Annotated in this window: 20 protein-coding genes; 3 read left to right on the forward strand and 17 right to left on the reverse strand. The window is 37.4% G+C overall.

The features are described 5' to 3' along the window. Window positions 1-37: 37 nt before the first annotated feature. The 5 genes from lepB to DSM02_RS12990 form a co-directional block, all read right to left on the reverse strand. Entirely contained in the window at window positions 38-1,609 is a 1,572-nt protein-coding gene (gene lepB, locus DSM02_RS12970) for a signal peptidase I (protein ID WP_128766048.1), read from the reverse strand. Window positions 1,610-1,691: 82 nt separating this feature from the next. Next, complete coding sequence (gene dapB, locus DSM02_RS12975) at window positions 1,692-2,390, reverse strand: 4-hydroxy-tetrahydrodipicolinate reductase (protein ID WP_128766049.1); 699 nt, start codon at window positions 2,388-2,390, stop codon at window positions 1,692-1,694. A gap of 3 nt (window positions 2,391-2,393) precedes the next feature. Beyond that, a complete protein-coding gene (locus tag DSM02_RS12980) occupies window positions 2,394-2,984 on the reverse strand; it encodes a DUF5683 domain-containing protein (RefSeq protein ID WP_128766050.1) in 591 nt (196 codons plus the stop codon). After that, complete coding sequence (locus DSM02_RS12985) at window positions 2,974-3,879, reverse strand: ParB/RepB/Spo0J family partition protein (RefSeq protein ID WP_128766051.1); 906 nt, start codon at window positions 3,877-3,879, stop codon at window positions 2,974-2,976. The genes DSM02_RS12980 and DSM02_RS12985 overlap by 11 nt, the downstream gene beginning before the upstream one ends. 2 nt (window positions 3,880-3,881) lie before the next feature. After that, on the reverse strand, window positions 3,882-4,649 hold the full coding sequence (locus DSM02_RS12990) for a ParA family protein (RefSeq protein ID WP_128760931.1): 768 nt from the start codon (window positions 4,647-4,649) through the stop codon (window positions 3,882-3,884). Window positions 4,650-5,162: 513 nt separating this feature from the next. Between DSM02_RS12990 and DSM02_RS12995 the strand changes: the two genes are divergently transcribed. After that, window positions 5,163-5,975, forward strand: a complete 813-nt coding sequence (locus tag DSM02_RS12995) for a hypothetical protein (protein ID WP_128766052.1) — start codon at window positions 5,163-5,165, stop codon at window positions 5,973-5,975. A 1-nt stretch (window position 5,976) separates the two neighbouring features. Next, the gene (locus tag DSM02_RS13000; protein ID WP_128766053.1) at window positions 5,977-7,143 is read left to right on the forward strand and encodes a hypothetical protein; all 1,167 of its coding nucleotides are present in this window, start codon (window positions 5,977-5,979) and stop codon (window positions 7,141-7,143) included. A 228-nt stretch (window positions 7,144-7,371) separates the two neighbouring features. Here DSM02_RS13000 and DSM02_RS13005 read toward each other — a convergent pair whose 3' ends face one another. From DSM02_RS13005 to DSM02_RS13055, 11 genes are all read right to left on the reverse strand, one after another. After that, complete coding sequence (locus DSM02_RS13005; RefSeq protein WP_128766054.1) at window positions 7,372-8,253, reverse strand: SDR family oxidoreductase; 882 nt, start codon at window positions 8,251-8,253, stop codon at window positions 7,372-7,374. A gap of 76 nt (window positions 8,254-8,329) precedes the next feature. Continuing rightward, entirely contained in the window at window positions 8,330-10,561 is a 2,232-nt protein-coding gene (locus tag DSM02_RS13010; RefSeq protein WP_128766055.1) for a TlpA family protein disulfide reductase, read from the reverse strand. A gap of 100 nt (window positions 10,562-10,661) precedes the next feature. Beyond that, on the reverse strand, window positions 10,662-12,791 hold the full coding sequence (gene scpA, locus DSM02_RS13015; RefSeq protein WP_128766056.1) for a methylmalonyl-CoA mutase: 2,130 nt from the start codon (window positions 12,789-12,791) through the stop codon (window positions 10,662-10,664). After that, complete coding sequence (locus tag DSM02_RS13020; RefSeq protein ID WP_128766057.1) at window positions 12,784-14,145, reverse strand: methylmalonyl-CoA mutase subunit beta; 1,362 nt, start codon at window positions 14,143-14,145, stop codon at window positions 12,784-12,786. The genes scpA and DSM02_RS13020 overlap by 8 nt, the downstream gene beginning before the upstream one ends. Then, the gene (locus tag DSM02_RS13025; protein WP_128766058.1) at window positions 14,138-14,428 is read right to left on the reverse strand and encodes an FtsB family cell division protein; all 291 of its coding nucleotides are present in this window, start codon (window positions 14,426-14,428) and stop codon (window positions 14,138-14,140) included. The genes DSM02_RS13020 and DSM02_RS13025 overlap by 8 nt, the downstream gene beginning before the upstream one ends. 58 nt (window positions 14,429-14,486) lie before the next feature. Then, the gene (udk, locus tag DSM02_RS13030; protein WP_128766059.1) at window positions 14,487-15,095 is read right to left on the reverse strand and encodes a uridine kinase; all 609 of its coding nucleotides are present in this window, start codon (window positions 15,093-15,095) and stop codon (window positions 14,487-14,489) included. Window positions 15,096-15,269: 174 nt separating this feature from the next. Then, a complete protein-coding gene (locus DSM02_RS13035) occupies window positions 15,270-15,683 on the reverse strand; it encodes a DUF6691 family protein (protein ID WP_128766060.1) in 414 nt (137 codons plus the stop codon). Beyond that, a complete protein-coding gene (locus DSM02_RS13040; protein WP_128766061.1) occupies window positions 15,683-16,240 on the reverse strand; it encodes a YeeE/YedE family protein in 558 nt (185 codons plus the stop codon). The genes DSM02_RS13035 and DSM02_RS13040 overlap by 1 nt, the downstream gene beginning before the upstream one ends. Window positions 16,241-16,524: 284 nt before the next feature. Further along, window positions 16,525-16,890, reverse strand: a complete 366-nt coding sequence (locus DSM02_RS13045; RefSeq protein WP_128766062.1) for a nuclear transport factor 2 family protein — start codon at window positions 16,888-16,890, stop codon at window positions 16,525-16,527. Window positions 16,891-16,925: 35 nt separating this feature from the next. After that, window positions 16,926-17,963, reverse strand: a complete 1,038-nt coding sequence (gene cydB / locus DSM02_RS13050) for a cytochrome d ubiquinol oxidase subunit II (RefSeq protein ID WP_128766063.1) — start codon at window positions 17,961-17,963, stop codon at window positions 16,926-16,928. Between the two features lie 10 nt (window positions 17,964-17,973). After that, window positions 17,974-19,362, reverse strand: coding sequence for a cytochrome ubiquinol oxidase subunit I (locus DSM02_RS13055; protein ID WP_128766064.1), 1,389 nt, complete (start codon window positions 19,360-19,362; stop codon window positions 17,974-17,976). A gap of 578 nt (window positions 19,363-19,940) precedes the next feature. On the opposite strand from DSM02_RS13055, the gene DSM02_RS13060 reads away from it, so the two are divergent. After that, window positions 19,941-20,723: a transglutaminase-like domain-containing protein gene (locus tag DSM02_RS13060; protein ID WP_128766065.1), complete on the forward strand. Its 783-nt coding sequence runs from the start codon at window positions 19,941-19,943 to the stop codon at window positions 20,721-20,723. A 101-nt stretch (window positions 20,724-20,824) separates the two neighbouring features. On the opposite strand, the gene DSM02_RS13065 is transcribed toward DSM02_RS13060, so the two are convergent. Next, the gene (locus DSM02_RS13065) at window positions 20,825-22,162 is read right to left on the reverse strand and encodes an MBL fold metallo-hydrolase (RefSeq protein ID WP_128766066.1); all 1,338 of its coding nucleotides are present in this window, start codon (window positions 22,160-22,162) and stop codon (window positions 20,825-20,827) included. Window positions 22,163-22,240: the final 78 nt, after the last annotated feature.

A 22,240-nucleotide genomic window follows, 5' to 3' on the forward strand; every position in this document is an offset into this window, starting at 1 on the left:
GAGGAATTGATGCTTTTTAGTGTTGTTTAGTTGATAATTAGGATTTAGCCTTCTTATTTTTTATGACTTTTGAAATAACAAAATAACCTACTAAAGCGATTATAAAGTATAAGAAATACGAAACTGGTTTTCCGTTACCCCCTACAGTAGTAAATAAGCGTTCCCAACGTATTTTTTCCATAATACCTTTACCATTACTATCCCAGCTAAACCAGATAAAGACCGGTTTACCTACTATATGATTTTCAGGTACAAAACCCCAAAAACGGCTGTCTTCACTATTATGACGGTTATCACCCATCATCCAATAGTAATCTTGTTTGAAAGTATATTCAGAAAGTGGTTCACCATTCAAGAGAACCTGATTTCCATTTACGCTTATTTCTCGTGGCTCACCCATTTCTTCCCCTTCATAGATTTCAATCAAGCGTTTATAAAGCGGTAAATTTTCAGTTGAAATAGGGGTGGTAGCTCCTTTTTTCGGGATATATACTGAAGCGATCTGGTCACGGTTTCCTAAGCTCGCATTTCCTTTAGGAAAAATTGACGGATCTTTTTGATCTGGAGTTGCAATCAATTTTTCTAAAGAAGCAACATTAGGATGATTTTTAAAGCGCTCTGCATTCTCATCGGTTATCGCTTGGGTAGCAAACTGGGTGGCATTATAGAATCGCAGATTTGTGATTTTATATTGATCATACAGATTTTTTGCGTTAAACCCGCCACCTTTAGAAGTACCTTGATAGCTGTATTGCAGTTGAGCACGATCTGGTAATTCGAGAGGTTCATTATTTACAAAAACTTTACCATCAACAACTTTTAAACTATCACCCGGTAATCCCACAGCGCGCTTAACATAATTAGATTTTTTATCAATTGGCTTGTGGTAATACTTACCATCGTCCAAACCATAAAACCGGTTAACCGTATCTACCGGCCAACTAAAAACCACAATATCACTCCGCTTAACATCCTGAAAACCGGGAAGTCTGAAGTAGGGGAGTTGTGGTTTATCTAAATACGATTTAATTCCAACGCCGGGAATTGTATCGTGAACCATAGGAAAACTTACCGTTGTCATAGGTGTACGAGCTCCATAATGAAATTTACTCACAAAAAGAAAGTCTCCTATAAGTAGCGTACGCTCTAATGAGCCCGTAGGTATTGTAAAGGGCTGCATCACATAAGTGTGCACGATAGTAGCAGCAACAACTGCAAATAAAATAGAGCTTACCCATTCTCCAGAAGCACTTTTAGGAACCAAAGAACGTTCGGTTTTGTAGGTTATATTCTCTACATAATTTAAATAATACAGGTAAAAACCTAATGTTACAATAACCAGAACTGTATCTGTGGTAGTGTTCTTACCAAAACTACGCGCCGTTTCTACCCAAATAACCGGAAACATAATTAGATTGACAATGGGTATAAACAGTAAAATCGTCCACCACCAAGGGCGACCTATTATTTTCATTAAAATTACTGCATTGTATACGGGAACTAAAGCTTCCCAGGCTTGTCTTCCGGCTTTTTTATAAAGCTTCCAGGTGCCCAAAAAATGAATTACCTGTAATGCCAGAAAAAAAATAAACCATTGCATTAATGTCATCGGTATGTTTGTTATGCAAGTCTCTTAGGTATCAGAAACGATTGCGGTTTAATGTTGTATTAGTTGAAATTTTTAAATTTTGTTACGATAAATTTAAAACATCTTTCATGCTGTAAATGCCGGTTTTGTCTTTTAACCATTCTGCGGCTATAATCGCTCCTAATGCAAATCCGTTACGATTGTGCGCTTTATGCTCAATGGTTATTTCATCAACCTGACTCTCATATTTTATTGTGTGTGTACCGGGAACCTCACCTTCACGTTCAGCTTTAATGGTGATTTTATCAGTTTCTTCTTTATCGAGAACCCAGTCTGTATTGTTAGAGTGGTCTAAGATTCCTTCAGCCAATGTTATAGCAGTACCACTGGGTGCATCTAGTTTATGAATGTGATGCACTTCAGTCATAGATACGTTATAATCTTTAAGATGTTGCATCATTTTAGCAAGATGCTTATTCAGTTCAAAAAAAATATTGACCCCAACACTAAAGTTAGATGCATAAATAAATGCTCCATTGTTTTTTTTACATAGCGAAACCATATCGTCATACTTAGCTAACCAACCTGTAGTTCCAGAAACTACCGGAACACCAGCTTTTAAGCAAGCAGAAATATTATTTACTGCTGCGTCTGGGACACTAAAGTCTATCGCAACTTCTGCACCGTTAAAATCATAATCATCATCCTGATCAATAGTTTTAACAACAGTATGACCACGTTCTGTAGCTAGTTTTTCTATAGTTTTTCCCATGCGGCCATAACCAAGAAGGGCAATTTTCATAATCTAAAAAGTATAAGTTAACCGCATTCCAAAGGTGTTGTTGTAATCAAATGTGTTGCGCTCCATAAAAGGAGAGAAGCTCAAGCGGTCTTCAACCTCATATTGAGAAAGGTGGGCGTCTACATTTGCTTCTATAATTTGCAAAACATAGATTCCTGCGGTAATTAATATTGAAAGTTCTTTATTTCTTCTGTAGAAATCCTGAGCACGAATTAACTGATCTTCTGTAAAAGTTTGAGTTAGAGTACCATCATCAGCAACAATTGTAAACTCATCAATTCTACCAGCTATGCGATCTTTATAAGCCGTACGATATTTTTGAAAAAGGTCATGATTGTAAATAGCAATACCCACTCCCGTACCTACAGCACCATATACGATGGGCATTTTCCAGTAATCTTTATTGTAAGCTTGACCTAGACCCGGTAAAATAGCAGAATAAAAAGCTGCTCTTGCAGGTTTTAAAGGTTCATATTCTTTAAAAGGTTCGTCTATTTCTTCGGCTTCTATTTTAGGAGCAACTGGCTCGGTTTCCTGAGCATAGCTTAACGAATATAGAAATAGGAATGAAAGTAGCAGGAATTTATTTGGCACCAGAAATTAGTTTTTTAAGTCGCTTAAAGTCTTCTTCTGATGAAAACGGAATAATTAATTTTCCATTGCCTTTGTTGGCAACTTTCACATCTACTTTAGCACCAAAATAAGAGGAAAATTCCTTTTTTGCATTCTCAATATATTCTGGAGTTTTACTTTTTGCAGGTGTAGATTTACTAACACTTTTACCTTCTTTATAGCTTTTTACTAAGGCTTCGGTAGCACGTACAGATAAAGCGTTTTCTAATATCTTTTCATAAATATCTAATTGATCAGAAGTGCTTTCGATATTTATTAAAGCTCTACCGTGTCCCATAGATAAAAAACCGTCACGCATACCGGTCTGAATAATAGGATCTAGTTTTAATAATCTCAGATAATTTGCGATAGTAGATCTGTTTTTACCTACCCGCTCACTCATTTGTTCTTGAGTAAGATTTATTTCTTCAATTAAACGTTCGTATGAAAGTGCAATTTCAATAGGATCAAGATCTTCCCGTTGAATATTTTCAACAAGAGCCATCTCTAATGACTCTTGATCATTTGCAATACGTATGTATGCAGGTATGGTTTCTAGACCAACGAGTTTAGAAGCTCTAAAACGTCTTTCTCCGGAAACTAACTGATATTTATCAAAATCAATTTTACGTACCGTAATAGGTTGTATAACCCCTAACTCGCGTATTGATGAAGCTAATTCTTTTAAAGCGTCTTCGTTAAAACTACTTCGTGGTTGAAACGGGTTGACTTCTATATTGTTAAGTTCTAATTCAACAATATTACCCACCACCTTGTCTGCACCTTTATCTTCGGCAGTTTTAATATCATTATCGGGATCTTTCAATAATGCAGAAAGACCGCGTCCTAAGGCTTGTTTTCTTACTGCTTTAGCCATCGTTATGCGTCATTTTTTGTGATTATCTCCTGTGCTAAACTTAAGTAATTTGCAGCACCTTTACTGCCGGCATCGTAATTAATTATGCTTTCACCATAACTTGGCGCTTCACTCAAGCGCACGTTACGTTGAATAATAGTTTCAAAAACCATCTCGTTAAAATGCTTCTGAACTTCATCAACCACCTGATTAGAAAGGCGTAAACGAGAATCAAACATAGTTAGCAAAAGGCCTTCTATATCTAAAATCTGATTATGGATTTTCTGTACACTTTTTATTGTGTTTAGGAGTTTTCCTAACCCTTCTAATGCAAAATATTCACACTGTATGGGTATAATTACAGAGTCTGAAGCAGTTAACGCATTAAGCGTTAATAAGCCTAGTGATGGCGCACAGTCTATAAGAATATAATCATAAGAATCTTTAAGATGTCGTATTGCTTTTGCCATCATATACTCGCGTTGCTCCATATCTACGAGTTCAATCTCAATAGCAACTAGGTCAATATGTGCCGGAATCAAATCCAGATTTGGAGAATCTGTTTTGATAATAGTTTCTTCCGCTTTGCTCGAATGTTCCAATAATTGATAGGTACCCAGTTCAACAGTTTCTACATCAATACCAAGTCCAGATGTGGCGTTAGCCTGGGGGTCTGCATCAATAAGAAGTACTTTTTTCTCTAAAACGCCTAAAGAGGCAGCAAGGTTTACAGAGGTTGTAGTTTTACCAACTCCTCCTTTTTGATTAGCAATTGCTATTATTTTACCCATAAATTTTTGACTGAATTGTTGTGCGAAAATACAATTTATAACCCGCAAATGAAATGCTTTTTGTTAACAGGTTGAAAGGGTTTTTTTTAAATTTTACAAAGAATGTATTGGGGTTTAATATAAAAATCAAGAAATATTCTGATTTTCTGTGGTTTTATCTGAAAAATCCGAGTGTTGACGATTAAATTTTTCAGGTTTTTTGTTCTATAGTAATTTGTTATAAGTTTTAATTATTAACCTAAAACATAATTAGTATGAAAGGGTTTCAACACAAGCTAGAAGATTTCTCTTTTGAGAAACTTGAAGAACGTAAAGAATTTACTTTTTATTACTCAAGCCACGATTCGGGATGTGCAAAAACGCATCATTCATGTAATCCATGTCCACCCCCACCAACATGTGGAGGAAGTACTCCGGGTTAATGTATTGTTACAAGTTATTATTGGTTAAGTGTTTAGCTTAAATCAGAAAAGTTCAAATTATATTTTAATTTGAACTTTTTTACATTTATATATGTCACAAAATTCAATTTCTACTTATTTTTTTACACAGCTACTTAATTTTATAAGTCCATTATGTGCTATAGACAATATAGCTGATTTTGAGTCTTTTAAAAAAGCAGTTGAGCGGTATACCTTCTATACATTTAGTATAGATGCATTGATAGATACTGAAATTGATTTTGATTCATCAATCAATCCCACTACACATAGACTGGTAAAAGCCCATTTGTCAAACACCCGCTCTTTAAGAACACTTGCTACTTTATTTAATAAGGATTCAAATTTCTGGATAGTGATGGATAATTATATGAGTGCATATTATACCGGTCTTGTTCTTGAAAAACAAAACAGTAGTAAAAATATAGTTCATAATCTAGAGAGTTTTAAGTCTTATGCGCTGGCAAAACATGCCCCGGCATTTGTACCTTCAAGTGGAATGCTGATCCTTTTTAAATCTAAAACCACACAAGCTGAGTTGGAAAATATGTTGACTCCGTTATTTTACGGTATGCAAATGTTAGATGATCTAGAAGATTTTGATAAGGATATACAAAACAATCAACTTACGTATTGTATAAGTCAGGTTCAGGAATACATTAAAGCTGAAAATCTGGAAGTTCGTACAGACCTGGAGCGTTTTGAAGAACGGGTATTTTATCTTTCAGGAATTGCCAAAACCTGTAATGATTTTGCGGAAGCACAGTTTACTAAAGCACAGCAAATAGCGAAAGATTTGGGATTACTGGAGCTGGTTCAATGGATTGACAGTGTGTTTGAAATGCTAGAACATAATCGTGATATAATTGATCAGGTAAGTAAATAATATGGAGGCTTTATTGGAAACGTATACCTTATCGCAATATGAAACCGACTCTTGGGTTTTGGAAAGTAAGCAAGGCCACTACATTATTACGAAACCTGCAAAAGAATTACTCGAACTGTTAAACGAAGCCAAAACTATTAACGAAGCCAAAACTATTTTTAATACAATTTATGGCTATACATTTACTGAAGAACAATTCTTAGCGTTTATAATAAATCGCTTAGGATTTACAGGGCTGTTAAAGAATCATCAGCCCGAAATACAAGAGGATAAAAATTTTATAAGTCTTCAGTTTACGATTTTTAATGCTTCACTGGCCGGTAAATTGGCCACCCCATTGCAAACTCTGTTTAATAAACCATTCTTTTTTTTCGGTTTTACCGTCTTATTATTTTTAGCTGTTTATAGTTTAGTCACAATTAGTTTTCAAAATACTGGGTTTTCAATAGTTAATTTGATGGCATTGTATTTTATTACTATTATTCTTCATGAATTGGGTCACGTTGCTGCCTGTAAAAAGTTTACGGGCAAGAGCGGAGAAATAGGTGGAGGGTTGTATTTAATCTTTCCTGTTTTGTTTTCTAATATATCAGCCTTATGGCATGCCTCGAAAATTGAGCGAATAATAGGTAATCTTGCTGGGGTTTATATGCAATTATGGTGCTTATTGATATTTTATGTCTTACACCTGATTTATCCTGAAGTAGTGCTTTATACTCAAATCACATTTACACTTGCTCTCTATAGTATTCTGCAATTGGTTCCCTTCATACGTTCTGACGGATACTGGTTGCTTTCTGATGCTACCAGCACGACCAATTTGCTATCAAAAGCCAACAAATCATTAAAAATATTTTTGTCAGCACCGGTAGCTTATTTTAAGGATGCTACAAGCTCTAAAGCCAGTTTTTTATTGTTTTATGCAGTATTTAATAATTTGATTATTCTCTACTTTGTAGGACTTCAGTTGTTGCAAAATCGCGAGGCAGTTTTCCATTTTCCGTTGTATTCAATTGAATTACTGGAACATCTGTTGCGCTTTGAAGCGGTTGCTTTTGATTTTTCATATTTCCCGGTAATCATATTTTATATTGTGATATTTCAATTCATTAAAAGGGGAATTACATCCTTGTTCGGTTCAAAGAATAAGCAATCTCAGGCAGCTTAGTTTTTTATTGGCACCACCAAAGGGTTTAAAACCCCGAGGCTTGCCGCGAAATTGAAAATTGGTTTCTAACGAATACCTCGTGGGCTTGCCCCGAGATAGTTTAACTCTCAACTTGATTTAAATAAAAAAGCCTTTAAGACTTCATTCTTAAAGGCTTTTCCATAAAATTTATTGTCTATTCGGTTTCTTCAGGCATTAATGCACCTATAAAAAATTGGAGCGGGATTTCTAGCCTTTTCGCTTGGCCTTAACCATAGCTTCGAGCTGATCCCATAATTCTTCCGGGATGTCTTTAAGAAGATTGAATTGTCCTGCACCTTCTAGCCATTCTCCACCGTCAATCGTGACGACTTCGCCGTTAACATAAGCTGAAAAGTCTGATACCAGATATGCTGCCAGATTAGCCAGTTCCTGATGATCGCCTACGCGACGTAGCGGAACTTTTTTAGATAGATCAAATTTTTCTGCCAGATCTCCGGGAAGTAAACGTTCCCAGGCGCCTTTAGTAGGGAAGGGGCCGGGTGCAATCGCATTAGAGCGTATGCCGTATTTCGCCCATTCAACAGCTAGCGAGCGCGTCATCGCCAGTACACCGGCTTTAGCAGTTGCGCTGGGCACTACATAGGCAGAACCGGTCCAGGCGTAGGTCGTTACTATATTGAGGATGGCTTTATTTTTTTCTCCGGAATCAATCCAGTGTTTACCAAATGCCAGCGTACAGTTTTTACTTCCTTTCAGAACAATATCAATCACCACATCAAAAGCATTTGCTGAAAGCCGCTCAGTAGGAGAAATGAAATTACCTGCAGCATTATTCAACAATACATCGATACTGCCAAATTTCTCAATAACCGCATCTCTCATGGTCTCTACCTGCTCGTAATGGCGTACATCGCATTGAACGGCAAAACAGTTGCCTCCGGTTTCTTCCTCAAGTTCCTGAGCAGTATTTTTTAATTTATCGAGATCGCGCGAAGTTATGGCAACGTTAGCACCCAGTTCGAGAAAGTATTTGGTCATAGATTTTCCCAGACCGCTTCCGCCTCCGGTTACTACAATGGTTTTTCCTTTTAGCGCATCATCGCGTAGCATTTTATGGGTATAGTTCATTTTAGTGGTACTTAATTGCTTTTTTTAAATGTACATGTTTTCACAATGATTCAATCTACTAATTATATTTTCTAAACTACTTATACTTCTTGAGGATTTTTGGTAGTTTAAAATCAAAGCTATGCATTGCAAAATCGGCATCTACCACATTGCCTGCTTTATCCAGAACGATATATTGAGGAATTCCATTAAAACTGAATAAATCTCTAAAGCGCTGATAGGTACTCTGATCTACTCGATACACGTGTTCCAGTTCTTGTTCTTTAATAAAATCCTCATATTTAGGAGATTTACTACTTTCATCTGTAATAAAAATAAACTCAAAATCAGGGTTGTCTTTATATTTTCTACGGGTTTCCTTCATTCTTTCAATAGTACCTATGCAGGGACCGCACCATGTTGCCCAAAAATCAATAAAGAGAATTTTACCTTTAAATGGGTCTGTGATGTTGCGGAAGGCCGCAGTGCCTTTCCCTTCAGGAAGTATAAGAGTATTTTCTTTAAAAGTTTCGGCTGTAGGAATATCTGCATCTACAATCATTTCGTTATCGGATACTTGAGGATACGTCTGTTCATAAATCCGTTGTCCTTCAGCTTTTAAAAACGGGTTACCTATATTTTCTTTAAGGCTTGCCCAGACCAGCTCTGAAGTTTCTTTTCCCCAAAAATCAAAGAAAAATTTAAGACTACGCACTTTAATAATATCACTGGCCAGATCTTTGTCTACACCAAAGAAATGGACCAGCAAACTGTCTTTTTGCTTCCATTTATCCAATACCACTTGCGCTTTGTCCTCGGGAGTGGCTTCTACATATTTTTTAAAGTATGCTTGTGATTCTGTCTTATATTTTTCATTGAATTCTTTTGCCAACTTTATTCGCTCCAAAGAATCAAGCTTCGATTTTTTGTCATTTGGTTTTAAAAAAAAATTATACTTTTCTTCTAAAGCAATACCTTCTTCTTCAAAATATTCCAGTATCGTTCTTTCTGGTTCCCGAAATATTGAAAGTTGTGAATCGTGTTCTACTTTGGTAAATACATTGGTATACTCGAGACGGTTTATTAGAGTACTATATTGATTAGTGGCCAAAGCAGCCGGTTCATTTACTGGTAATAAGGTTTGCATGCTCTCATAATAGGAATCGGGCACTTCAAGTTTAAGAATGGCATGGGTAGTATCTTTCTTTTTCAAATAATCCCTGCGATCTACGAAATTGAACATATCAGTACTGGCGATTAGCTTAATATGGGCTCGGTGAAAATCCTCCGCTTTTTTGGAGATGCTATTTTCAGATAAGAATGTGTTTAGTCTGGCTTCATTTTGAGTATATAGATTAAGGATTTTAGATTGAAAATCTAGAGGAGCAAGGGTGCCTACCCATTTTTGAAATTCTTCTCGGTAATCAGGGCGTAGGGGAGAAAATGCATTTAATTCCCGGTTCATTTTAGCTAGCGGCCCATGATATTCAATACTTTCAAATTCGTACCGACGGTCGCGATAACGGTCTGCAAGCAAAAACTCTTTCCAGTCTAAAATAAGACCCAGGGTAGTACCGGGTTCCAGATAAAAGGTAAAACCTTTCTCATTAATTACCAAATAGGTCTCTAAGGGTTGAACCAAAGGTATTTCGGCTTCAAATCGTCCATCAGGTGCAATTTCTACAACGGTGGGATATTCTTCCCGGGTTAGTTCATTGCCGATATAAATCATTCCGGTCTCAAAACCCAGTCTGGGATCGTAGCCTTTCATATAACCCACAATACGCCCCATTTTTCGATGGAAAAAATTGTCCGAATCAAAACGCTTCAATGCTGGATCTGATTGTGCTACTTCATCCTGAATCCAGTTCATCACATCTGATGGTACTTCTTTTGTAGTTTCAGAACTGCTTTGAGTAAGAGAAACCCCAAAAATAGTATTGGAAGCATCTACGTAATCAATCGTTTGAGTAGAAGCGGGGAGTGGTTCAAAAATGAGCTCGGTGAATTGTTCCCCGGAATCTGGTGTCCTGAGTTTTTCATCAAATTCGGCATCTATCACTTTTTTGATCATGTATTTTTTATCGGTAGCTGCATCCCGTAAATAGGTGTCTTTTGTAAAATTGATCCACCAACCAGGAATAAATTTAGAATGCATGGTGACGCGGGTTTCTTCAGGGGAGGATTCTATACGTTGGATGTACGTAATTCCGCTAGTGGTTACTTCATAATCCGGATTATCAATAACCCTCACATTTTCCTGAGCCTTACAAAAGTTGGAAACGAATAAAAAAACGAAGAAGGTTAAGCTGTGAATACTAATTTTCATGATTGATGAATTTGTTAAAATAGAAAATTAGAAAATTTCTGCTTTATAGAATCTTAATTCACAGCATAATATATGTGTTTAGAACATTTAAAATAAAAATCTATTCAAATGTCTGCAGTAAAATCTCTAAAATAGAAATTGCAGCCTCACTGATTTTTGATCCGGGACCAAAAACGGCAACTGCTCCGGCTTCAAATAAAAACTGATAATCTTTACGCGGAACGACACCACCTACAATAACCATAATATCCTCGCGTTCGAGTGCTTTTAATTCTTGAATAACTTGCGGAACGAGTGTTTTATGTCCACCAGCTAAAGATGATATTCCCAATATATGAACGTCATTTTCTACAGCTTGCTTTGCGACTTCCTTGGGCGTTTGAAACAACGGGCCAATATCTACATCAAAGCCAACGTCAGCATAACCGGTCGCTACAACTTTAGCTCCGCGGTCGTGACCGTCCTGCCCCATTTTAGCAATCATAATACGGGGACGTCGCCCCTCGAGTTTGGCAAAACGATCTGCGAGTTGTTGGGCTTTAGCAAAAGCGGGATCTGTTTTTATTTCTTTACTGTACACACCACTAAATGATTTTATTTGGGCTTTGTGTCTGCCAAAAGCTTTTTCAAGAGCATCTGATATTTCTCCCAGAGTAGCTCTTTCTCGAGCAGCAGTTACAGCTAAAGTTAGCAAATTACCAGTTCCTGTTTTTGCACATTCGGTTAAATCTGTTAACGCTTTTACTACCTGCTTAGCATTGCGATTGGCTTTTAAATTTTCAAGTCGTTGCAATTGAGACGCACGTACCGCATCATTATCTACCTCAAGTGTGACGAGATCATCTTCTTGATCTAACTGATATTTATTCACGCCAATAATCAAATCATTACCGCTATCTATACGGGCTTGTTTACGGGCAGCAGCTTCTTCAATACGTAGTTTTGGGATTCCTTTTTCAATGGCTTTAGTCATACCGCCCAGCTCTTCAATCTCTTCAATATGTTCCCAGGCTTTTTCAGCAATTCCGTGTGTTAAGCGTTCCACATAAAAGCTACCGGCCCACGGATCGACTGTGCGTGTAATTTCGGTTTCCTTTTGTAAATAAAGTTGAGTGTTACGGGCAATTCGCGCCGAGAAATCAGTAGGCAAAGCAATTGCCTCATCTAACGCATTAGTGTGTAAACTCTGTGTTCCGCCAAAAACTGCAGCAGCAGCTTCAATAGTAGTGCGCGCAACATTATTAAACGGATCTTGCTCAGTAAGTGACCAACCACTGGTTTGACAGTGTGTACGCAAGGAAAGCGATTTTTGATTTTTAGGATTAAACTGCTTCACGATCTTCGCCCATAGCATACGTGCAGCACGCATTTTTGCAATTTCCATAAAATGATTCATCCCAATTCCCCAGAAAAAAGAAAGACGCGGGGCAAATTTATCAACATCTAAGCCGGCTTTAATTCCGGTGCGTAAATATTCTAAACCATCTGCAAGTGTGTATGCCAACTCAATATCACAAGTCGCGCCTGCTTCTTGCATATGATATCCCGAAATGGAAATCGAATTGAACTTAGGCATTTGCTTTGCCGTAAATTCAAAAATATCTGAAATGATACGCATCGAAGGACCTGGTGGGTAGATATAGGTATTTCTCACCATAAACTCCTTCAAAATATCATTCTGAATTGTCCCTTGCAGGTGTTCTGATTTTACGCCTTGCTCTTCTGCAGCGACTATATAAAATGCCATAATAGGCAAAACAGCTCCATTCATCGTCATCGAGACGCTCATTTTATCGAGGGGAATTTGGTCAAACAACACTTTCATATCTTCAACCGAATCGATAGCTACACCGGCTTTACCAACATCACCTTCTACGCGCTCGTGATCACTGTCATAGCCGCGATGCGTGGCCAAATCAAATGCAACCGAAAGTCCTTTCTGACCTGCTTTAAGATTGCGTCTGTAGAAAGCATTACTTTCTCCAGCTGTAGAAAAACCGGCATATTGTCTGATGGTCCACGGTTTGCGCACATACATCGTGCTGTACGGTCCACGTAAATATGGCGGAATCCCAGCTGCAAAATCCAGATGTTCAAGGCCTGCCAGATCAGCTTCAGAATATTCCTTTTTAATACGTATTTCTTCTGCAGTAGTCGCCACAGAAGTATCTATCGATTCTGTGCTAATCGATTTTTTAAGGCTAAGATGTTGCAGGTTTTTTCTACTCATCTTCTAATCGTTTTTGTTCTAATGCTTCTGTCAGGCGTTTTGGAATAACAGGTTCTATTAAAGTTTTACGCGGTTTGATTTTCAGAAATGGAAAAATCTCAAGCTCATTTTTCATTTGATCTTCGGTGTTCTGAAATACATTGCTGCCTATCACAGTCTTTTCTCCAGAATCAAAAGCCTCCTGTTCTTTAACAGCAGATTCTTTAATTTTCTTCTGAATTTTCCCGTCTATAAGTTGCGTTATAAAACCACCGCCTGCTTCAATCTCTTTAAAAAGGCTGATTGCTTTCTCTGAGAATTGCTGCGTTAATTCTTCAATATAATATGTTCCATCTGCAGGATTAGCCACTTGATCAAAATAGCTCTCGTGCTTTAAAATAAGCAATTGGTTCCGGGCAATTCGTTGACCAAATTCATTGGTTTTATGATAAATCGCATCATAAGCCAGATTACAAAAACTATCAACCCCACCCAGTATGGCACTCATAGCTTCTGTTGTGGTGCGTAAAAGGTTTGTATTGTAATCGTAAAGGGTTTTATTCCGCAAAGCGGAAACAGCAAGAATGTGGCAATTTTGTGGCAAATTATATGCCTCTGCAAGCGTTGCAAAAACCAACCGAAGTGCTCTTAATTTTGCAATTTCAAAGAAATAATTAGAACCTGTAGCAATCTTAAACGTGATGGTCTGGGTTTTTAAAGCATCTCCATACTGGTTGAAATATTCATTGACGTGTGCCAATGCATAAGCCAATTGCTGAACCGTGTTTGCGCCAGCATTGTGATAGCCTGTTAAATCAACACCTATAACGTTATCGTTTTCAGCGTTTAAAAAAACCTTTTCCAAACTTTGAAAATCACTTTTCTGGTTAGAAAACCAGTTTCCTGACAATGCCAGATTGCCTACAATATCTATGTTTAAAAAAGCTACGTGATTTTTAGCTTTCAGTTTTAGGCTCAATTCGGTCAAGAAATCAGCATCCAAAAAACTAAAATTGAAATAGATTGTCAACTCTTGCTGTGGTAGATTATTAACCAATTCATCTACATTGAATTTCTTATCTGCTTTAAAAAGCAGCGATTCTGCACCTTTAGAAAGCGCAAGACAAGCCGTTTCTGCAGAAACCTTAGGGTCTAAAATAAAAATCTCTTCAACAATATTCCAGTTTTTGGGTTGACCGGGAATGGTAAGTGGAGTAGTGTCTTCGCTGTGGTAAAAGGGTTTTATATGTATTCCTTCAGGAGCATTCCAGACCAGTGTTTTATTATAGTCCAGGCCCTCAAGATCGTATTGTATCTTTTGCTTAAAAGCTTTAGCCGAAACCGGTTGAAATTCAGAAAATAAATGTTTACCCATCTTTATCTGTTTTTAAGCTGTCTTCAAATTCAATGATAAAAATTTCTTCGTTTTCTTTTTTCATCAAATATTCTTCCCGCGCAAAACGCTCCAATTCTTCAGAATCTTTAAGCTTATTGATCTGATTTCGATCAGATTTAATTTCTTGTTTAAAATATGCACGGTTTCCTTCTAACTTCTCGATCTCATCGTTAAGTTCTTTGTGAATAAACCACGAGTTGGTATCAAAAAACACCATCCAAACCGTGAAAATTACCAAAATAAGCACGTATTTATTTCCCAAAATACGGAACCATTTTTTTTGACGGAGTTTTTTTAAAGACACAAGAAAGGTGTTAAGGTTAAACCAAACGTTGATTTATAATACTACGAACGATATCTATGGCTACGTTGTTGTATCGGTTATAAGGTATGATAATATCTGCATATTCTTTAGTGGGCTCTATAAATTGTTGATGCATGGGTTTTAAGGTAGTTTGATAACGCGTTAAAACTTCTTCCAGATCACGGCCGCGCTCGGCAATATCACGCTTTAATCTTCGTATAAGTCGCTCATCAGAATCTGCATGAACAAATATTTTAATATCAAACAATTCACGTATTTCAGGATGGGTCAGGATCAAAATTCCTTCTACGATGACCACCTTTCGCGGATGCGTAATCACCTTGTCACTGGTACGGTTGTGCTTTACAAAAGAATATACGGGCTGTTCAATAGTTTCCCCGTTTTTTAATTGCTCAAGATGCTTACACAACAATTCAAAATCAATAGATTTTGGATGGTCAAAGTTGATTTTAACCCGCTCATCATAACTGAGGTGTGAGGTGTCCCGATAGTAAGAATCCTGTGAGATAACAGTAACTTCACCTTCCGGTAATTCTTGCACAATTTGATTAACAACAGTTGTTTTACCGCTACCAGTACCCCCAGCAATTCCTATAATTAACATACACTCACTTTTCGGCAAAAATAGGAAACTTACGCGATAATCGCGCTTAAAAGCTTTGAGCCTTATTCTGGAATTAGAAGTATTTCAAGATGAAGATTTATACGCTTAATTCAGAGTTATTTAATCTTCTTGAGTAAAATCTTTATACAACTATAGAAAAGTTAAAGAATTTTGCTAGTGCGGAAGTTTATGTTTGAGCAATCCATAAACGAAAGTGCCCAGCAATGCACCGAAAATCACTACAAATATCGAAACATAACCAGCACCGGCAAGTACATACATAGGACCTGGACAGACACCTGCCAATGCCCATCCCAAGCCAAATAATACACCACCAATAGCATAGCGAGCAATGCTTTTATTTTTTGATTTTAATTGCATCTCCTGCCCGCCAATAGCTTTGATGTTGAATCGTTTTATGAGCTGTACACCAAGAATACCTAAAATCAGCGCAGTGCCAATAATGCCATACATATGAAAAGCTCCAAACTCAAACATTTCAAAAATGCGAAACCACGAAGCTGCTTCAGATTTATACATTAGGATACCAAAAAAAGTACCTATAACTAAATATACAAGGGTTTTCATTACGTGAAAATTAAGGGAAAAATAAAGTGAACCATTAACAGACCTCCTGCAAAAAAGCCAATTACTGCAATAAGAGAAGGTAACTGAAGGTTGCTCAAACCTGATATAGCGTGACCTGAAGTACAGCCACCCGCATAGCGTGCTCCAAAACCTACAAGAAATCCACCTATTAAAAGAATAGCTATGTTCTTAGGGCTGGATAATGCTTCTAAACTAAAAAGTTCCGTAGGTAGATAAGCTTCTCCGGCGCTTTTGATACCGTATACATTCAATTTGGTAATGACATCAGGAGCGACTTCAACGGTGTTGTTTGAGAGGTATTGAGAGGCAATAAAACCACCTATTATTGCACCTAGCATCACGGTGAGATTCCAGCGTTCTTTTTTCCAATTGAATTTAAAAAAGTCTGCGGCTTTATCTGCACCAGAAGCAGAACACAGCGTTCTCAAGTTAGAAGACATTCCGAATTGCTTACCTGCATACAGCAAGATAAACATGGTGAATGAAATTAATGGGCCTGCGATATACCAAGGCCAGGGATCGTAAATCCAATTCATAGCTAGATTTGAGGGGTTTTTATAGTTATTTTTTTAGGGCCGTACAAAGAACCACAAACTTCTAATAAGTCTACGTAACACGTGTTACATACTTAAAAATAAATAAGCTTGATGCATAACTAGAATTTAGGGTTCTCATTATTTTTAAAACATCAGTAATATGAATCTTTATTTTTTTAGGGCCTTTTATACTTATTCTAAAAACCTCTTCCAGAAGCCATATACATACCAAGGTTAGAAAAGTTTGTTATTTCATTTCAAGCTTTTTTGTAGCACAACCCCATTTAGAAAAACCCATTCTTATTGGGAGAATCTTTTTCAATGATTTGTGCCAGATCCCATAATTCAACAATTTTTGAATTCTGAAATCTAAAAATATGCACTACGGCTATTTGCATAGATTCTTTAGTAACCAAGGAATGTGTAATCACCTTATCAGCATCACTAAAACAGGATTTAATCTCTATGGCAACATTTGGGTTTGTATTGTGATCTTCTTGCATAGCATTCAATAAAGCTTCCCGAGATCCTTCAAAATACTGATTGTGATGTATAAAGTTTGTTGCAATGTATTTTTCAAACCCTTCTGCAACACGCCCTAAACCTGCGGTTTTTAAAAAGGATTCTGCTCTTTCTTTATTGTGTTTCATTGCAGACTGTTTTAATTTATTGCAGGTGATCTGTATTAATAACTATGATCATCTAGCTTGACCTTTCCTCTAAAAGTTCGATATACAAAAAAGGTGTAGCCTAATACAAGTGGTCCTCCAATGGCGACGAACAGGAGCATAATTCCCAGTGAACGTTGTGAGGAAGCCGCTTCATAGACATCTAAACTGTATTTAGGATCTACAGTTGAGAATAACAGATTAGGATATAATTCAATTGCAACAAGAACCAAAAGCAAACTGATGGTCAACGATGAAAAGAAAAATGCCAGTTTGTATTTTTTTTTATTTGCCAGCCTAGGGACGTTTGCTATGGCCATAAAAGTTAATACAGGTATTATAAAAAGCAATGGATTACTTTTAAAATCATCAGATAAATGCGGAATATAAAGCAGCGTGTAGAGTGTTGTAATCGCAAAACTTACCATAAAAAAGATCATTCCCTTTTTGAGTAAAAAAGTGAGTTTAGCAAAAAGACGTCCTTCGGTTTTAAGTAGAAGGTAAATAGCACCATGAGACATAAATAAAGCCAGTGTAGTGATACCGGTCATTATTGCATAAGGATTTAAAAATTCAAAAAAACCGGCACCCTCATACTCAAAGTTTTCTCCAATAGCTATTCCTTGCAATACATTCCCCAGAACTACACCAAGTAAAAAAGCTAACATTATACTTGAAATACTGTAACAAATATCCCAAAGTTTACGCCACCATAGCATTTCTTCTTTTCCACGGAACTCAATAGCAATCGCTCTAAAAATGATAAAGATCAAAAAGAGCATAAACGGAATGTACATCGAAGAAAATAAGGTAGCATACATAATTGGGAAGCCGGCAAAAAGCGCTCCGCCACCAATAACCAACCATACTTCGTTGCCATCCCAAACAGGTCCTACGGCGTTCAGCGCAATACGTCTGCTGAGTTCTTTTCTGAAGAAGAGATGCCATGCTCCTGCTCCAAAGTCAAAACCATCTAAAATAGCATAGCCCGAAAACAAGCCTCCTATTACTAAAAACCACCAAGTGGGATAATCTATACCTAAAATTGTTTCCATAATATCTGTATTAGCCGGTAACTACTTCTGAAATTTCTTTGGTTAATGGACGGTCATCGTCTCCGTCATCATCTGCAGCTTCCTCATACGGTCCGTGCTTTATTTTCTTATTTAAGAGGTAAACAAAAAGCACGAAAAGTAAGGTATACACAGCCATAAATAATATCAGTGAAAACAGAATCTGATTTGCAGACACCGCTTGAGAGAATGCCTCGTCTGTGCGTAAGAGTCCGTATACCACCCATGGTTGTCTGCCCATTTCGGCAGCAAACCAACCGACCTGATTGGCTATTTGTGGTAATAATGCGGTAAAAACAAATACCCAAAGCAACCATTTTTTATCGAATAATTTTTTCTTTAAAAGTAAATAGGAGCCGAGTAAGGTTAAAGCTATAAGAAACATACCTATCGCAATCATAATATGATAAAACTGAAAGACCGCATTGAGCTGCGAAGGCCGTTCATCTTCAGGGAAAGCATTTAAACCCGTAACCGGAGTGTCAAAATCCTGATCTAACATAAATGAAAGCCCACCGGGAATTGCGAGACCGGTGACTTCTTGTTTTTCTTTATCTACCCAGCCAAAAAGATATAGATCTGCAGGGGCCTTTTTTTCAAAATGACCTTCTAATGCAGCAAGTTTTGCAGGTTGATTTTTAGCAACGCCATCTGCAGAAGCATGACCGGCAACAAGTTGAGCCAATGAAGCAACCGTCGCAACAACAAGCGTAATTTTAAAAGCCTTTTTAGAAATCGCTACAAAACGACCTTTTAAAATATAATAAGCGTGAACGCTAAGAATTAAGAACGTACCCGCTAGAAATGCTCCCAGCCAAACGTGAGCAATACGTTCTACACTAGAAGGGTTGAAAACCATCGCCCAAAAGTCTGTAATTTCTGCTCTTGCCATTAACCCTTCGCCAACGATGTGATACCCAGCCGGAGTCTGTTGCCAACTGTTAGCAACCACAATCCATATTGCAGAGAACATAGACCCCAGAAAAACACCAATTGTTGAAACCAGATGTACCCAGGGTTTTACACGATTCCAACCAAATAATAAGACTCCTAAAAATCCACTTTCTAAAGCGAATGCAAATATACCTTCAGCGGCGAGTGCGCTTCCAAAAACATCTCCTACATACCGTGAATAGGTTGCCCAGTTGGTGCCAAATTCAAATTCCATAACAATACCGGTAACCACACCAATACCAAAAGTAAGCGCGAATATTTTAGTCCAGAATTTAGCAAGAATGTGGTAATCTTCTTTTTTAGTCTTTATATAGAGACTTTCAAAAACAACCATCAGAAGGCCAATCCCAATGCTTAAAGGAGGGTAGATATAATGAAAGGCAATGGTAAAGGCAAACTGTATTCGGGCAAGTAGTTCTACATCCATTTTGTACGGGATTTATAACTATAAAATTACGACCCAAATCGCTGTTAATCCCTTTATTCAAAAGGAAAGTTTGTTAAATGTCTTTCATTTTAAAATGAAAATAAAAGGAAGCTATGTGTGCTTTTTAAGATTCTTGAATGGTTTAGGAATTTTGTAAAGAATACGTTGTTGTTAATAGATTCTTTTATAGTTAAGTAAAATACTAATCGATCTGTTTAATAGATTAATATGTTGCTGAAATGCTGATAAGAGATAGCTTTAAGCTATCATGAAACCGTTTAGGATTTAAGATTGAAAGTTGATCTGCATCTCAAAATCTGCCCTTTTTGTAACAGAATTTTTAATTATTACAAGTTTCAAGTAAAAAAAAGTGGGCGTTTGGTAATCTAAGGACTCTGTATTAGCATTTATCTATTTAAAAATCAGTTTTTAAAGAATACAATAATAATTTATAATTCGTTAGATTTTTTATTTGTAAGCGCTTCATTTATTCGATATTAGTTGAAATATTAATTTAATTATTCTCGATCTCAATACCTAATGAAGCAGTCGCTACTGGGTGTTTTTAACTTTGATCTATGCGTCTAAAAATAAGTTGTAATTTAAAATTTGAGATTTCAACACCCACTCCGTTTATTCTCATGTTAAGACCACGTAGCGGAAGTCAACAGTGGGTTGAACAACAGGAATATGAGATTAAACCAGGTACACCTGTTTTTGAGTTTACAGACGATTATGGTAATCTTTGTCAACGTCTAATTGCACAATGCGGTCTGTTCGCTATCAGCACATCTTCAGTGGTAGTAACATCAGATTACAGCGATGAGGCTTATGGAGCAGAGTTTGTAGAAATTCAGAATTTACCTGATTCTGTTTTGAGCTATTTATTACCCAGCAGGTACTGTGAATCTGATTGCTTTAACGAACTTGCCGTGCATATCACACAGGGTCAATTATTGGGATATAACCAAGTCGCTGCGATTACAAACTGGTTGCGTTCTACTATAAGCTATATACCCGGCAGCAATAACGAACCTTTATCTGCAATACAGGTAAATAATAACGGATATGGGGTATGTAGAGATCTTGCTCATTTAGGAATAGCGTTATGCCGAAGTTTGAGTATTCCGGCACGTATTGTAGTAGGTTATTTACACAACTTGCAGCCTATGGATATGCACGCCTGGTTTGAAGCATATATAGGCAACCGCTGGTATACGTTTGATGCAACGCAGTTGGGATCGCCTGGTGGTTATGTAATTCTTGGGCTAGGGAAAGATGCTGCTGATGTTGCTGTTTTTAATCAATTTGGTCCTTCTGTTTTTCCTATTGAACAGCAGGTGCGAGTTGAACAAATTTGATTAGTACAGGTTTACAAATTCTAAGAATGATGTATTTTCAAATTCCCGTAACAACTAAAAAAGGAAGTAGGATTTTTTAAGCTACTTCCTGTTTCTTAGGTTTATTTAAATTCGTTAACCGCTTCGCCTAAATCGTAAACGGGAGTTTTTAAGGCATCTGCGAGTATGCTGCTCCCCGCGGCACTGCGATAGCCTCCTGCACAATGTACCACAATAGGTTTTTCGGTTGGGATTTCGCCTGTACGTTCCCGCAATTCGTGAAGAGGAATTGTCCATGCGTGATCAAAAAATTTCCCGCTTTCGGTCTCACTGGTATTTCTTATATCTACTACCGTAAAAGCTTTTGGATCTTGTTTAAAAGCTTTAAGATCGATGAGTTCTTGGGTTAAACCAAAATTCGATTCAAGAGTTATTACTCGCTTTACCTGATTCTCATAGCCTATTTTAGCAATACGATCGAGCACTTCGTGTGCGTGTGCCGCATTGGATACAACTACACTAAATTCCTCTTCAGGCTTTACAATAGCCCCCAGCCAGGTTTCAAACTTGTGCTCTGGTTTTAGTGCCATAATATTAAAGCTGTTGCGTTTGTGACCCTTTTTGAAGTCTGCTTCGCTGCGTGTATCAATAACCAATGCATCGCCATTTAATTCGCTTTCAAAAAGTGAAAAGGGAATATCGGCAACTGCATTTCTCAGGGTAGCAGCCCCGGTTTTATTGAGATCTACATTGTAGCCAAAGTAATGCGGGATAAAAGGCTGCGAATCGAGTAAATGATTGCTAAACGACTCTTCTTCGTCCATTTTAAAAGCCCAGTTGGTCTCACGTTGTTCGCCAAGTGTACTCCGGGTCTGATCTGCGCTCATGCCTTTTCCGCAAAGTGAGCCTGCACCGTGTGCGGGGTATACGAATGCGCTATCGGGCTGATCGTTAAATTTTGTCGTCATGGTATCAAACATAGACTTTGCCAGATCATGGCGTTTGGCTTTTTGGTTACCGGCTTTTTCTCGCAAGTCAGGTCGTCCCACATCGCCAATAAATAAGGTGTCACCTGTAAATAAAGCAGTTTTATCTTTGGCTTTGGCTACAATCGTAATACTGTCTGGGCTATGACCGGGAGTATTGAGTGCACTAAAATTTACATTTCCCATTTTAAAATGATCGCCTTCATCAAAATGCTGATGTGTATAACCGGCCCCTAATTTTTCGCTATTGTATATAACAGCACCGGTTTCTTTATGTATTTGCAAGTGACTGCTGATAAAGTCAGCGTGTGGATGTGTTTCAAAAACCGCTACGATTTTAGCATTGTGTTCTTCTGCAAAAGCATAATAAGCAGCAGGATCACGCTCCGGATCTACAAGTGCTACGAGTCCTTCGCTTAAAATCGCGTATGAAAAGTGAGAAAGGGGTTTGTATTCAAATTGTTTAATGACCATAATTCAGCAAATTTTGATACAAAGGTATATATGCTTGTAGCTTTAGGCTGTAACATTTGATACAGAATATAAACTATG

The sequence above is a fragment of the Leeuwenhoekiella polynyae genome (assembly GCF_004104075.1).
In the GTDB taxonomy this organism is placed as follows: domain Bacteria; phylum Bacteroidota; class Bacteroidia; order Flavobacteriales; family Flavobacteriaceae; genus Leeuwenhoekiella; species Leeuwenhoekiella polynyae.

What these genes read in the sequence shown, in the direction of transcription:
- lepB (WP_128766048.1), bottom strand. Translation starts at nt 1,609, where the DNA reads ATGACATTAATGCAATGGTTTATTTTTTTTCTGGCATTACAGGTAATT.
- dapB (WP_128766049.1), bottom strand. Translation starts at nt 2,390, where the DNA reads ATGAAAATTGCCCTTCTTGGTTATGGCCGCATGGGAAAAACTATAGAA.
- DSM02_RS12985 (WP_128766051.1), bottom strand. Translation starts at nt 3,879, where the DNA reads ATGGCTAAAGCAGTAAGAAAACAAGCCTTAGGACGCGGTCTTTCTGCA.
- DSM02_RS12990 (WP_128760931.1), bottom strand. Translation starts at nt 4,649, where the DNA reads ATGGGTAAAATAATAGCAATTGCTAATCAAAAAGGAGGAGTTGGTAAA.
- DSM02_RS12995 (WP_128766052.1), top strand. Translation starts at nt 5,163, where the DNA reads ATGTCACAAAATTCAATTTCTACTTATTTTTTTACACAGCTACTTAAT.
- DSM02_RS13000 (WP_128766053.1), top strand. Translation starts at nt 5,977, where the DNA reads ATGGAGGCTTTATTGGAAACGTATACCTTATCGCAATATGAAACCGAC.
- DSM02_RS13005 (WP_128766054.1), bottom strand. Translation starts at nt 8,253, where the DNA reads ATGAACTATACCCATAAAATGCTACGCGATGATGCGCTAAAAGGAAAA.
- DSM02_RS13010 (WP_128766055.1), bottom strand. Translation starts at nt 10,561, where the DNA reads ATGAAAATTAGTATTCACAGCTTAACCTTCTTCGTTTTTTTATTCGTT.
- scpA (WP_128766056.1), bottom strand. Translation starts at nt 12,791, where the DNA reads ATGAGTAGAAAAAACCTGCAACATCTTAGCCTTAAAAAATCGATTAGC.
- DSM02_RS13020 (WP_128766057.1), bottom strand. Translation starts at nt 14,145, where the DNA reads ATGGGTAAACATTTATTTTCTGAATTTCAACCGGTTTCGGCTAAAGCT.
- udk (WP_128766059.1), bottom strand. Translation starts at nt 15,095, where the DNA reads ATGTTAATTATAGGAATTGCTGGGGGTACTGGTAGCGGTAAAACAACT.
- DSM02_RS13035 (WP_128766060.1), bottom strand. Translation starts at nt 15,683, where the DNA reads ATGAAAACCCTTGTATATTTAGTTATAGGTACTTTTTTTGGTATCCTA.
- DSM02_RS13040 (WP_128766061.1), bottom strand. Translation starts at nt 16,240, where the DNA reads ATGAATTGGATTTACGATCCCTGGCCTTGGTATATCGCAGGCCCATTA.
- DSM02_RS13045 (WP_128766062.1), bottom strand. Translation starts at nt 16,890, where the DNA reads ATGAAACACAATAAAGAAAGAGCAGAATCCTTTTTAAAAACCGCAGGT.
- cydB (WP_128766063.1), bottom strand. Translation starts at nt 17,963, where the DNA reads ATGGAAACAATTTTAGGTATAGATTATCCCACTTGGTGGTTTTTAGTA.
- DSM02_RS13055 (WP_128766064.1), bottom strand. Translation starts at nt 19,362, where the DNA reads ATGGATGTAGAACTACTTGCCCGAATACAGTTTGCCTTTACCATTGCC.
- DSM02_RS13060 (WP_128766065.1), top strand. Translation starts at nt 19,941, where the DNA reads ATGCGTCTAAAAATAAGTTGTAATTTAAAATTTGAGATTTCAACACCC.
- DSM02_RS13065 (WP_128766066.1), bottom strand. Translation starts at nt 22,162, where the DNA reads ATGGTCATTAAACAATTTGAATACAAACCCCTTTCTCACTTTTCATAC.